This window comes from Microbacterium foliorum (assembly GCF_006385575.1).
Taxonomy (GTDB): domain Bacteria; phylum Actinomycetota; class Actinomycetes; order Actinomycetales; family Microbacteriaceae; genus Microbacterium; species Microbacterium foliorum_B.
In genome coordinates, this window is sequence record NZ_CP041040.1 from 1475928 (window position 1) to 1488962 (window position 13035).

Genomic DNA, 13035 nt, shown 5'->3' on the forward strand with positions numbered 1-13035 from the left:
ACGGCTCGAAATGAGACCCGTCCGCGACTAGTGGTCTGCCCTGTCTGGGTGGACCGACCCCAGACAGGAGAATTGTGGCTGGTAAACCACGCGTACACGAGATCGCCGCCGAACTCGGCGTCGACAGCAAGATCGCACTTGCAAAGCTCAAGGAACTCGGAGAGTTCGTCAAGAGCCCCTCTTCGACCATCGAACCTCCGGTGGCGCGCAAGCTTCGCGCTGCCATCGAGTCGGATGCCTCGCTGAAGGCATCCGCTGACGCGGCTCCCGCCGCGGCCAAGCCCGGTGCGGCAAAGCCCGGTGCTGCAAAGCCCGGCGCCGCGAAGACCGATGCGGCGACGCCCGGTGCTGCGAAGCCCGGTGCCGCGAAGACCGGTGGACCGACTCCCGGGCCCAAGCCCGGACCCAAGCCGGCCCCCGCGCCGGAAGAGCCCGTCGCCGCTCCGGCTCCCGAGGCTCCCGCCCCGGCCGCAGAGGCTCCGGCCGAGACCACTGCTTCGGCAGAGGCCGCGCCCGGATCCGCTGCACCGAAGTCGAACGACGGCGGCGCACCGAAGCCCGGCGCACCGCGTCCGGGCAACAACCCGTTCTCGTCGGCGCAGGGCATGGGCCAGCGTCCGGCAGGTCCGCGTCCCGGCAACAACCCGTTCGCCTCGGCGCAGGGCATGGGCCAGCGGCCGAGTCCGACTCCCGGCAACATCCCGCGTCCGCAGGCTCCGCGTCCCGGTGCCCCGCGTCCGGGTGCACCTCGTCCCGGTTCCCCCCGTCCCGGCGCTCCGCGCGGCGGTCAGGGCGGTCGTCCCGGTGGTGCACCGTTCCAGCAGCGTCCGGGCGGCCCCGGTCGTCCCGGCGGTGCCGGTGGACCCGGTGCCGGTCCCGGTGCTCGTCCCGGTGGTGGCTTCGCAGGTCGCCCGGGTGGCGGCGGCGGTCGCGGTCGTGGTCCTGGTGGAGGTACCGCAGGTGCCTTCGGCAAGGGCGGCGGCAAGAGCAAGCAGCGCAAGTCGCGGCGGGCGAAGCGGCAGGAGTTCGAGATGCGGAGCGCCCCGGTCGTCGGTGGCGTCAACGTCACCCGCGGTAACGGGGAGATCATCCGCATGCGCCGTGGTGCGTCGATCGCGGACTTCGCCGACAAGATCGAGACGCTGACCGGCTACACGGTGCAGCCCGGAACCCTCGTGACGATCCTCTTCAACCTCGGCGAGATGGCCACGGCCACCGAGTCGCTGGACGAGGCGACGTTCGAGGTGCTGGGTGAAGAGCTCGGCTACAAGATCCAGATGGTCTCGCCCGAGGACGAGGACAAGGAGCTCCTTGAGGGCTTCGGTCTCAACCTCGAGCAGGAGCTCGAGGAGGAGAGCGAGGACGACCTCGAGATCCGTCCTCCGGTGGTCACCGTCATGGGTCACGTCGACCACGGTAAGACCCGTCTGCTCGACGCGATCCGCCAGACCAACGTCATCGATGGTGAAGCCGGTGGCATCACGCAGCACATCGGTGCGTACCAGGTGTGGACGGAGCACGATGGCATCGAGCGTGCCATCACCTTCATCGACACCCCGGGTCACGAGGCGTTCACCGCCATGCGTGCTCGTGGAGCGCAGGTCACCGACCTCGCCATCCTGGTGGTCGCGGCCGACGACGGCATCATGCCGCAGACGGTCGAGGCGCTGAACCACGCCCAGGCGGCGAACGTGCCGATCGTGGTCGCGGTGAACAAGGTCGATAAGCCCGACGCCAACCCGGCCAAGGTTCGTCAGCAGCTCACCGAGTACGGTCTGGTCGCAGAGGAGTATGGCGGAGACGTCCTGTTCGTCGACGTCTCGGCTCGGGCGAACACCGGCATCCAGGAGCTCCTGGACGCCGTGCTGCTCACGGCCGACGCGGGGCTCGACCTCACGGCCAACCCGAACAAGGCCGCTCGCGGTGTCGCCATCGAGGCGAAGCTCGACAAGGGCCGCGGATCCATCGCCACGGTGCTCATCCAGTCCGGAACGCTTCGGATCGGTGACGCGATCGTCGCAGGAACGGCTTACGGTCGTGTGCGTGCGATGGCCGACGAGAACGGCGAGCAGGTCCTCGAGGCCTACCCGTCGCGTCCGGTGCAGGTGCAGGGTCTCAACTCGGTGCCGCGTGCAGGCGATGTCTTCATCGTCACCGAAGAAGACCGCATGGCCCGCCAGATCGCTGAGAAGCGTGAAGCAGTCGAGCGCAACGCCCAGCTGGCCAAGGCCCGCAAGCGCATCTCGCTCGAGGACTTCACCCGTGCTCTCGAGGAGGGCAAGGTCGAGTCGCTCAACCTCATCATCAAGGGTGACGTCTCCGGTGCCGTCGAGGCACTCGAGGAGTCGCTGCTCAAGATCGAGGTCGATGATTCGGTGCAGCTCCGCATCATCCACCGCGGCGTCGGTGCGATCACGGAGTCCGACGTCAACCTCGCGACGATCGACAACGCGATCATCGTGGGCTTCAACGTCCGCCCCGACACGAAGGCGCGCGAGCGCGCTCAGCGTGAAGGCGTGGACATCCGGTTCTACTCGGTGATCTACAACGCGATCGACGAGGTCGAGAGCTCGCTCAAGGGCATGCTCAAGCCGGAGTACGAAGAGGTCCAGTCGGGTGTCGCCGAGATCCGCGAGGTGTTCCGCTCCTCGAAGTTCGGCAACATCGCCGGTGTCATCGTGCGATCGGGAACGATCACGCGAAACGCCAAGGCTCGCGTCATCCGCGACGGTGTGGTCGTCGCGGACGGCCTCGCCATCGAGTCGCTGCGTCGCTTCAAGGACGACGTCACCGAGGTGCGTACGGACTACGAGGCCGGTATCGGCCTCGGCAAGTTCAATGACATCCAGATCGGTGACGAGATCGAGACGACAGAACTGATCGAGAAGCCTCGCGGCTGATCGAGTTCGATATCTTCGGGCGAGGGTGCGTCATGCATCCTCGCCCGAAGGGTACGTAGAGGGAGAGAACAATGGCTGGTGAACGACAGGCCCGTCTGGCTGATCGCATTCGAGTGATCCTTGCGGAGCGCCTCGAGAAGGGGCTTCGAGACCCGCGCCTCGGCTTCGTCACGATCACGGATGTCCGTGTCACGGGTGACCTGCAGCACGCCTCCGTCTTCTACACGGTGCTCGGCACCGAAGAGGAGCGTCTCTCCAGCGGTGAGGCGCTGACCTCCGCCACCGGAATGCTGCGCAGTGAGGTCGGGAAGCAGCTCAGCACTCGCCTCGTGCCGACGCTCGAGTTCATCCCCGACGCGCTGCCGGAGAACGCCGATCACATCTCGGCTCTCCTCCGCGAAGCGCAGCAGCGCGACGCCGATGTGGCGAAGCTCGCATCCTCCGCATCGCACGCGGGCGAGGCAGACCCGTACCTCCGCCAGGAAGACGACGACACGAAGTCCTGAATATCGGTGCCCTCGTCTGGGCGTCGCGGTGTCTTGCTAACCTCGGCTCCACGGGTGATCGCCCGTGGGGACTGGGGGGTTCGGCATCTTTCTTTCGCGCGCGCACGGGGCGACCTCGATCGCTCCGGCGGTCGTCGAGAAGATTCTCGACGACCTTCTCGAGCATGATCTGAGCTGCGCGCCGCATGTCGCGGCGCGACTCGCGGTCGAGCTGTCTGGAGACCCGCAGACGATCCTGGCGGTCGCTGCTCGTCTCGACGCTGATCAGCGCCGCGGGCTCAGGGCGCTTCCTTCGCCATTGCCGATGGTTCCATCGGTCGAAGCCCTATTCGCTCAGTTGGAGCTCGACGACCGAGATCGTGCGGTCCTCGTCGCCGTGTCGCTGAGGCTCGACGACAGGCTCGATCCCCTGGTCGATTTCGCGGGTCGATCCGCCGCAGAACTCGCCGGCGGTCCACTTGGTTCACTGCTCGACATCCATGCGGGTCGGGTTCGGCTCGCCGATCCCCGGCTGGCGATCTGGTTGCGCGCGACGACAACGTCTTCGATGGCTGCCGCGGTGCACTCGAGGCTGCACCGGCTCTTCGACGCCCGCGGCGAGAGGGTCGATGCCGACTGGCACGGTGCTCGTGCGGCGGTACACGGCGAACCGGTGACCGCCGGCGAGCTCACCCGAATCGCCAGAGAGCACTCGGAGGCCGGGCTGAGCGAGCGCGCCTTCCATCTCGCGGCGGAAGCCGCCGCGCACTCAAGCGGAATAGAGCGGGATGAGGCGACGCTCGTCGCCGGTGTCGCGGCGATCGCCGCAGGCTATGCGGTCGAGGCGGCGTGCCGACTGGGGAGTCTCTTTCCCGATGGTGACGAGCTCTATCGTCTGCAGGGTCTCGGTGGGCTGCTCGTCGCCGAGGCGCATCTCCGCGGTTCAGTGCCTGAGGTCGACACGAGCGTCGTCCAGCCGCGCATCGATGATGACGCCCACTGGTACTCGTGGGCGCGGGCTTCGGCCTTCGCTGCGATGCTGTGCGCCGAGCGGGGCGACCGCCGCGGGATGCGCTCGTGGCTCGAGGCGCTCAGAAGAGCGAGCGGGCGCGTCGACGCCGACAGCGAACTTCGAGACCCGGTGGTCGCGCTCGCCTGGCTCGTGATCGGCGACGGTGAGACGGACGACGTGCGCGGCACCGGTCCGCTCTCCGGGAGCATGCTCCTGGCACTGCGAGCGGCCGTCGAGGGAGACGTCGACAGGGCTCTCCGGCTCCTCGCTGCCGGGGACTCTGCGATCGGAGTCGAGGTCGATCCGTTCGTGGCGGGATTCGAGCTCAGCCCCCTTGTCGCGGCCTATCGGGGGATCGTCGAAGTGCTGCTGCTGATGTGGCGCGGAGACATCGGCGCGGCGCGCGACCGGATGCTTAGCGCCGCGCTCGAGCTGCCCGTCGCTGTGCCGTTCGCCGGACTCGGCGTCGTGATCGCCCGTCGCCTCGACCTGGCGGTTCTCGGTCACCTCGGGCCGTTCGCAAAGGCGCTGACTGCCGCGCTTCCCGCACCCTCTCGCATCGATCAGCTCGTGGATCGGGGCATCGAAGCATTCCTGGCGGGCAACTCGGCCGAGGCGGCGTCGTGCATGCGGCTCTGGAGAGACCGCGGCGCTCCGCAGCCGACGCTGTCTGTTCCCGGGCTCGAGGAGGCGATCGTCGTCACGCATGGCGCGTCGTGGCGTCCGCACCGGATCGAGCCACCCGAGATCGCGCTCGCTCAGCGGTTGCGTGTGCAGATCACCAGCTGCTCGGACGACGAATGGCGTGTCGAGCGTCCGCTCGTCGTCGCCGCTGCGCGGACGCTGACCTCGCCGTTCTCGCGCGGGAGAGTCGAGGCGATGATCGGTACCAGATCGCTGATCAAGGGCGACATCGCCATCGGAAGAGAGCATCTGTCGATGGCTCGTAACCTCCTCGAGGTCTCCGGTGCGACAGCGTGGGCGAGGGCGATTGCGGCGCGTCTCGATCGGGTGGAGGTCGCCGACGGCGCCGCCGTCGCCGGCGACCCGCTCTCATCGTGCCGCCGAGTCTGGGAATCGATGCTCACCGCTCGAGAGCTGGAGGTCGCGATGCTGGCTGTCGGCGGAGCCTCGAATCGCGACATCGCCGACTCGCTCCACGTGTCGGTGCGCACCGTGGAAGTCCATCTGGGCCGGGTCTTCGCGAAGCTCGAGGTCAGGACCCGCGTCGAGCTGACCGTGCTCGCGCATCGTATCGGCCAGTTCGTCTGACCGTCGCGGTCAGCGGGGGAGCGACAACATCTCGCCATCGGCCTCGGCGAGGCCGTCGACGATGAGAGAGTCGATCGCACGGTCGCGCTGAAGAGGATCAGGCCACTCGGCGAGCACGGAGTCGATCAGGACCGGCACAGGTGCAGCGGCACGCAGGATCCGCAGCACGGCGCCTCTCGCCTGGCGGTCGGAGCCCTCGAACGCCGCCTGGCGCCTTCTGGTGTCGCCGGTGTCCGGCCGCCCTGCGGCCACCCAGGCGCACACGTCGACCAGAGGGCAGATGTCGCAGCGCGGCGACCGGGCCGTGCACACGGTCGCGCCCAGCTCCATCGCTGCCGCGTTGAACACGGCGGATTCGACGACATCCGCGGGGAGCAACGAATCCATGAGCTCCAGATCGCGGCGAGAGGGCGGGCCCGGCTGGGCCTGGCCGAGGATCGCGCGTGCCATCACACGACGTGTGTTCGTGTCGACGACGGGGTGTCGGTCGCCGTAGGCGAAGACAGCCACGGCTCTCGCGGTGTAGTCACCGATCCCCGAGAGCTTCAGCAGGGCGTCCACATCATTGGGAACGATGCCCCCGTGACGCTCCGTGATCTCGACGGCGGCGCGATGCAGCCACAGTGCGCGGCGGGGATAGCCGAGGTTGGCCCATTGCTGCAGCACCTCGGAGGTCGAGGCGGCAGCCATCGCCGGGGGCGTGGGCCACCTGTCGAGCCACGCCTCGAGGTGCGGTATCACGCGGTTCACGGGGGTCTGCTGCAGCATGAACTCGCTGACCAGTGTGCCCCAGGCGCCGAAGTCCTCGTGGAAGCGCGGGCGCCTCCACGGCAGGTCGCGTGCTGCGTCCCGATACCAGTGCACAAGCGGCAGAGACACCTCAGCGGTGGCAGGCGATGTCGAAGGCACCTCGACAGCCTAGGCGAACCGGGATCCTGTTCGGGGGTCGAGGCCCGGCCCCCGCGCACGCCAGGGGACGTGCGTGGGAGAGTTCGGACGCATCGTAGGCTTGAGAGATGGTCTCGCCCGGCATCCTCCTCGTCGACAAACCAGCTGGACTGACCAGCCACGACGTCGTCGCACGCACCAGGCGCGCGCTCGGCACACGCAAGGTCGGGCACGCGGGAACCCTCGACCCGATGGCCACCGGTCTGCTCGTGATCGGCGTCGAAGGTGCGACTCGACTGCTCACCTATATCGTCGGAGCCGACAAGACCTACGAGGCCACGATCCGGCTCGGCCAGACGACGGACACGGATGACGCGGACGGCGAGATCCTCACGCATGCTTCTGCCGAGTCGTGGGATCCCGTGACCCCCGAGAGGGTGTCAGCCGAGATCGGAGCGCTCACCGGTGCGATCTCTCAGGTGCCGAGTTCGGTTTCTGCCATCAAGGTCGACGGACGCCGCGCGTACGACCGCGTGCGCGCAGGGGAAGAGGTCGTGCTGGCCGCACGCGATGTCACCGTCTCGCGGTTCGACGTCGTCGCCGAGCGGTCCGGTGCAGGGTTCCTGGATCTCGACGTCGTCGTCGACTGCTCTTCCGGCACCTACATCCGCTCGCTCGCTCGTGACCTTGGCGCCGGGCTCGGGGTGGGCGGTCATCTCACGGCGCTGCGGCGCTCGCGCGTCGGCGACTTCGATGTCGCGGATGCGGTGACGGTCGACGATGTCGTCGAGGAGGCGCTGCTGACCCCGGCCGCCGCGGCCGCGAGGGTCCTCGATCCGCTGTCGGTGTCGACCGAGGAGGCGAGAGACCTGCGTCACGGCAAGAGGCTCACGGGACAGGCCGATCGACTGACAGGCGCTCAGGCGGCCGCGATCGACCCGAACGGCATCTTCGTCGGCGTCGTCGAAAGGCGCGGCGCTGACCTCAAGAGCGCCATGAACATGCCGGAGGCTGCCGGATGATCCTCTGGCTGACCATCGCCCAGGTGGCGGTCGCGACCATGGTGGGCGTGTTCTGCGTCTCGCTCGGTCTTGCCGGCCGGCGCCCGAGCGATTACACCGTCGGAGCGCTCGCCCTCGTCGAGCTGCTCCTCGTCGTCCAGGTGGTGGTCGCGATCGTGGCGCCCCTGGCAGGAAACCCTCCGACGGGCGACCTGCTGGAGTACTGGGTCTATCTCGTCTCAGCGGTACTGCTGCCGGTGGGTGCCGTGCTGTGGGCGCTGATGGAGAGGAGCCGCTGGAGCACGGTGATCCTCGGTGTGGCCGCTCTCGCCGTCGCGATCATGGTGTGGCGCATGCACGTCATCTGGACCATCCAGGTGGCCTGAGCCGGTCGGGAGCGCATCCGAGTCTTCTCGCCCGGATCTAGAATGGAGGACGCTATGAGCACCTCCGTTCCCACCTCCCGCATGAGCGGCATCGGCCGTGTCCTCGTGATCGTCTATGCCGTGATGGCGCTGGCGGCGACCGGTCGAAGCTTCGTACAGATCTTCCGACAGTTCGACGAGGCGCCTCTCGCCTACTCCCTGTCAGCACTCGCGGCGGTCGTGTACATCCTGGCCACTCTGGCACTGGTTCTCGCGAGTCGACGCGGCTGGTACGCGGTGGCCTGGGTGGCGATCGTCTTCGAGCTCGCCGGAGTCCTGGCGGTCGGTGCGCTGAGCATCTTCTTCCCTGAGCTGTTCCCGCACGACACCGTCTGGTCGATGTTCGGGCGGGGGTACCTGTTCATCCCGCTCGTGCTGCCGGTCTTCGGCATCTGGTGGCTGCGCACCCACGGGCCGATCCGCGAAGCTCAGCCTGCTCTCCATGCCGAGGCCAACGCATGATCGTCTTTCGTGACCCGAGCGATGTGCCGGACGGCTTCGGCCCGTCAGCCGTGGCGATCGGCAAATTCGACGGCGTCCACGCCGGTCACCGAGCGGTGATCCGTCGCCTGAAGGAGATCGCGGCGCAGTCGGGAGTCCGCGCGGTCGCCGTCACGTTCGACCGCAACCCGCTCGCTGTGCTTCGGCCGGATCGCTGCCCCGAGAACGTGGTCACGGTCGAGCGCAAGCTGGAGCTGCTGGGCGAACTCGAGCTCGACGCCACCCTGCTTCTGACCTTCGACGAAGAACTCGCGGCGCGCAGCGCCGAGGACTTCGTGGCCAGCATCCTGACCGGTGCTCTGCATGTGTCCACCGTGCTCGTGGGCCGTGACTTCCGGTTCGGTCGGGGCGGAGCAGGAGACCCCGAGCTGCTCAGAGAACTCGGGCCGAGGTATGGATTCACGGTCGAGGTCGTTGACGACGTGTTCCTCGACGGGTCCGGCCGTCGTGTCTCTTCGACCTGGATCCGTGAACTGCTGATGGCCGGCGACGTCACCGCTGCCGCTCGCGTGCTCGATCGCAACGTCGACGTGCGCGGCGAGGTCGTTCACGGGCTCAAGCGTGGACGGGAACTCGGTTTCCCCACTGCGAATCTCTCGGCATCCGTCGACTCGTTCGTCCCTGCCGACGGTGTGTACGCCGGATGGCTCGTCGACCATGAGACGGGACTCAGGCATCGGGCAGCCATCTCGGTGGGCACCAACCCCACTTTCGACGACGTGCTCGAGCGCCAGGTCGAGGCGCACGTGATCGGCGAGACGGATCTCGACCTGTACGGTCACGATGTGACCGTCGAGTTCGTCGAGCGTCTGCGTGGCATGGTCGCATTCGAGGGGATCGAGAAGCTCAAGGCGCAGATGGCCACCGACGTGACGGATGCCGCGAGCGTGCTGTCGCGCCGCTCCAGCTGAACTCCGCTCGAACTCTGCGTGTCCTGATCTGCGTCGCTCAGGTCGCATGGCATAGAATGAGTCTCGGTGGTCCTTGAACCTCGCGCGTCATTCGCTCGTAGACGATCACCGGAAATACTGTTCGTACGGTCCTGGCTCACGCCACACGCGGACACCGAGAACGGCCGACGCATCCCACGGATGCTCCGGCCTTCACGCTCAGGAGGAGCATGCCGACCACGGCAACCGCCGCAACACGGCGCAAGAAGACGTCTCGTCGCGATGACGAGGCACCCCTCATCCCGATCCTCGCCCGCAAGGTGCGTGAGATCGAGGCGAAGTCGCAGCGAGGGAAGCTCGGGCCCACCAACCGGGTCAAGTTCCAGGTCATCGCGTTCCTGGTGCGCGAAGAGCGCGCGAGAGTCAAGGCCGATCCGGAGATCGCCGACGCCGCCCGTGCCGAGCTGCTCAAGCGGCTCGACGGCGTGGCCACGATCCTGGCGAAGACCGCGGCACGCGACACCTCGCTGATCCAGCTTCTCGAGGCCGATCAGGCGACCTCGCCGGTCGCGAAGCGCATGCGACGCGACTGGCTGCTCGAGTCCGGAGCCGAACTGGCACCCGAAGAGCTCATCATCGCCGACGTGGCGCCCGTCCAGACGCCGGTGGTGTCGGCCGGGATCGCAGAGCGCCAGGTGACGCCGCCGTCTGTCGAGGCGCGCCAGCTGGCGAACCCGTTCCTCGCTCCGGATCTCACCCCGCGCGCGACCACGACCCCGCGTCGACGCCTGGACGGATGGGAGCTCATGGGCCCCCTGTACAAGGCGTTCGAGACGGGAGCCGGGGGAGGAGCCGCGAGCATGGACCTGCCGCCGGCCCCTGAGTACGACCACCTCTCGCCCAAGGGGCTCGAGGTCATGGTGCACCAGTCGCGCTTCCTCGAAGCGGTGCGCGAAGGTCACCGGAGCTTCCTGCTCGCCGACGAACCGGGCTTGGGCAAGACCGCGCAGTCCGTGCTGGCCGCGTCCGTCGCCGGCGCCTATCCGCTGCTCGTCGTCGTGCCCAACGTCGTCAAGATGAACTGGGCGCGCGAGGTCGAGCGGTGGACTCCGCAGCGCAGGGCGACGGTGATCCAGGGAGATGGCGCCGACATCGACGCCTTCGCCGATGTGTTCATCGTGAACTACGAGATCCTCGACCGCCACATGTCGTGGCTCGCGTCGATCGGTCTTCGGGGCATGGTCGTCGACGAGGCGCACTTCATCAAGAACCTCAGCTCTCAGCGTTCGCAGAACGTGCTGTCGCTCGCGAACCGCGTGCGCGAGCGCACCCCCGGCGGCAAGCCCCTGATGCTCGCGCTCACGGGCACACCGCTGATCAACGACGTCGAGGACTTCGACGCGATCTGGCGCTTCCTCGGCTGGACCACGGGCGAGAAGCCGGGGCCGGAGCTGATGGAGAAGCTCGACGCGACCGGGTTCACGCCCGCCGACAAGGCGTTCTACCCGGAGGCTCGCGAGGCGGTGATCTCGATGGGGATCGTCCGGCGCAAGAAGAAGGACGTGGCAGCAGATCTGCCGGACAAGCTCATCGCCGACCTGCCCGTGCAGCTGGATGATGAGTTCGGCCGCGGAATCCGTCAGGCCGAGCGGGAGCTGGGCGAGCGGCTCGCTGCCCGATACCGGCGGATCATCGAGGCGCGGGGCGACCGCGGACTCGCACCGGGCGAGATCGATCAGGACATCGTGCGTCTGGTCGCTCAGAACGAGCTCGAGGAATCGAAGGCCGCGGGCACCGGCGGAGACAACGTCTTCACCATGGTGCGCCGAATCGGACAGGCTAAGGCGCACCTGGCGGCCGACTACGCCGCTCAGCTCCAGCGATCGGTGGGCAAGGTCGTGTTCTTCGCGAAGCACATCGACGTGATGGATCAGGCAGAGGCGCACTTCGCCGCTGCCGGCATCCGGTCGGTCTCGATCCGCGGCGACCAGACCTCGACCGTCCGCCAGCAGGCGATCGACGACTTCAACGGCGACCCCGCTGTGGGTATCGCGGTGTGCTCGTTGACCGCGGCCGGCGTCGGTCTGAACCTCCAGGCGGCCTCGAACGTGGTCCTGGCGGAGCTGTCGTGGACAGCCGCCGAGCAGACGCAGGCGATCGACCGCGTGCACCGCATCGGTCAGGATGAGCCGGTGACGGCCTGGCGGATCATCGCGGCACACACGATCGATGCGAAGATCGCAGAACTCATCGACCAGAAGCAGGGTCTCGCAGCGCGAGCGCTCGACGGCGAAGCCCTCGATGAGGCGGCTGCCGAGCCGGTGCAGCTCGGTGCCCTCATGCACCTGCTTCGGGAGGCGCTCGGGGCCGCGTGACACGCGCGTACTGCTAGGGAGATCGGCGTTAAGAACCTCGGTTCTTGACGCCGATCTCTCGTGTTGGCTGGGCTCCTCGCTCATATCCCGGGAATCGTCTCGATTCACCGGCAAGATCCCCGGTTTTCATCGTCCCGAATGGCGCCCGGTCGGGTCGGAGCGCTAGTGTCGATCGCAGGCACCGTCGCCTGTTCCCCTTCCCCTGAACCGTCTGAGGCAAGCATGAAGATCGGCATTCTGACGAGCGGCGGCGACTGCCCCGGACTCAACGCGGTCATCCGCGGCATCGTGCTCAAGGGCACCACCACTTACGACCTCGAGTTCGTCGGCATCCGCGACGGATGGCGAGGCGTGGTCGACGGCGACTTCTTCCCCCTCACCCGTCACGAGGTGAAGGGCCTGTCGAAGGTCGGCGGGACGATCCTGGGCACCAGTCGCACCAACCCCTACGAGGGTGAGCGCGGTGGCGCCGAGAACATCGCCAAGACCCTGTACGGGCACAAGATCGACGGCATCATCGCGATCGGCGGCGAGGGCACCCTCGCAGCAGCTGACCGCCTCGCCAAAGACGGCATCAACGTCATCGGTGTGCCGAAGACGATCGACAACGACCTTCGCGCGACGGACTACTCCTTCGGCTTCGACACGGCCGTCAACATCGCGACGGACGCGATGGACCGCCTGCGCACCACAGGAGACTCTCACCAGCGCTGCATGGTGGCCGAGGTGATGGGCCGTCACGTCGGCTGGATCGCGCTGCATGCGGGCATGGCAGCGGGCGCGCACGCCATCTGCATCCCCGAGGTTCCGATGTCGATCGACGACATCACAGCGCTCGTCTCCAGCGCGCATGACCGAGGTCGTGCGCCGCTCGTCGTCGTCTCCGAGGGGTTCAAGCTGCTCGGGATGGATGAGGCCTACAGCGACAAGGGCCTCGACGCCTTCAACCGACCTCGTCTCGGCGGCATCGGCGATCAGCTCGCTCCCGCGATCGAGCGGATCACGGGCATCGAGACCCGCGCGACGATCCTCGGGCACATCCAGCGCGGTGGATCCCCGTCCGCGTTCGACCGCGTGCTCGCCACCCGTCTCGGACTTCACGCGGCTGACGCGATCGTCGAGAAGGCATGGGGCCAGATGGTCGCGATGCAGGGCACCGACATCGTCCGTGTGCCGTTCGCAGAGGCGCTGGGAGAGCTGAACACGGTTCCCCGCAGTCGCTACGACGAGGCCGCGGCGCTCTTCGGCTGAGACCGGAACGGGCGGACGCCGTCGGCCTCCGCCCG

10 protein-coding genes are annotated in these 13035 nt (G+C 67.8%); 9 read left to right on the forward strand and 1 reads right to left on the reverse strand.

The features are described from left to right. Positions 1-74: 74 nt before the first annotated feature. The 3 genes from infB (at position 75) to FIV50_RS07045 (ending at position 5669) form a co-directional block, all read left to right on the forward strand. Entirely contained in the window at positions 75-2900 is a 2826-nt protein-coding gene (gene infB / locus FIV50_RS07035) for a translation initiation factor IF-2 (RefSeq protein WP_140036814.1), read from the forward strand. A 71-nt stretch (positions 2901-2971) separates the two neighbouring features. Continuing rightward, on the forward strand, positions 2972-3406 hold the full coding sequence (gene rbfA / locus FIV50_RS07040; RefSeq protein WP_140036815.1) for a 30S ribosome-binding factor RbfA: 435 nt from the start codon (positions 2972-2974) through the stop codon (positions 3404-3406). Between the two features lie 64 nt (positions 3407-3470). After that, on the forward strand, positions 3471-5669 hold the full coding sequence (locus FIV50_RS07045) for a helix-turn-helix transcriptional regulator (protein WP_140036816.1): 2199 nt from the start codon (positions 3471-3473) through the stop codon (positions 5667-5669). A gap of 9 nt (positions 5670-5678) precedes the next feature. Here the strand turns inward: FIV50_RS07045 and FIV50_RS07050 are convergent, their stop codons facing one another. Further along, positions 5679-6578, reverse strand: coding sequence for an A/G-specific adenine glycosylase (locus FIV50_RS07050; protein WP_140036817.1), 900 nt, complete (start codon positions 6576-6578; stop codon positions 5679-5681). A 107-nt stretch (positions 6579-6685) separates the two neighbouring features. On the opposite strand from FIV50_RS07050, the gene truB reads away from it, so the two are divergent. The 6 genes from truB to FIV50_RS07080 all read left to right on the forward strand — a co-directional run bounded on the left by truB (position 6686) and on the right by FIV50_RS07080 (position 13000). Further along, positions 6686-7579, forward strand: coding sequence for a tRNA pseudouridine(55) synthase TruB (gene truB / locus FIV50_RS07055; protein ID WP_140036818.1), 894 nt, complete (start codon positions 6686-6688; stop codon positions 7577-7579). Continuing rightward, entirely contained in the window at positions 7576-7944 is a 369-nt protein-coding gene (locus tag FIV50_RS07060) for a hypothetical protein (RefSeq protein ID WP_140036819.1), read from the forward strand. Before truB ends, FIV50_RS07060 begins: the two co-directional genes overlap by 4 nt. Positions 7945-7998: 54 nt before the next feature. Next, on the forward strand, positions 7999-8445 hold the full coding sequence (locus FIV50_RS07065; RefSeq protein ID WP_258184466.1) for a hypothetical protein: 447 nt from the start codon (positions 7999-8001) through the stop codon (positions 8443-8445). Further along, positions 8442-9395: a bifunctional riboflavin kinase/FAD synthetase gene (locus FIV50_RS07070; protein WP_140036821.1), complete on the forward strand. Its 954-nt coding sequence runs from the start codon at positions 8442-8444 to the stop codon at positions 9393-9395. Before FIV50_RS07065 ends, FIV50_RS07070 begins: the two co-directional genes overlap by 4 nt. 209 nt (positions 9396-9604) lie before the next feature. Then, a complete protein-coding gene (locus tag FIV50_RS07075; protein WP_140036822.1) occupies positions 9605-11749 on the forward strand; it encodes a DEAD/DEAH box helicase in 2145 nt (714 codons plus the stop codon). A gap of 222 nt (positions 11750-11971) precedes the next feature. Further along, positions 11972-13000 carry an ATP-dependent 6-phosphofructokinase gene (locus tag FIV50_RS07080; protein WP_042541814.1) on the forward strand — a complete coding sequence of 343 codons (1029 nt, stop codon included), beginning with the start codon at positions 11972-11974 and terminating at the stop codon, positions 12998-13000. Positions 13001-13035 lie beyond the last annotated feature (35 nt).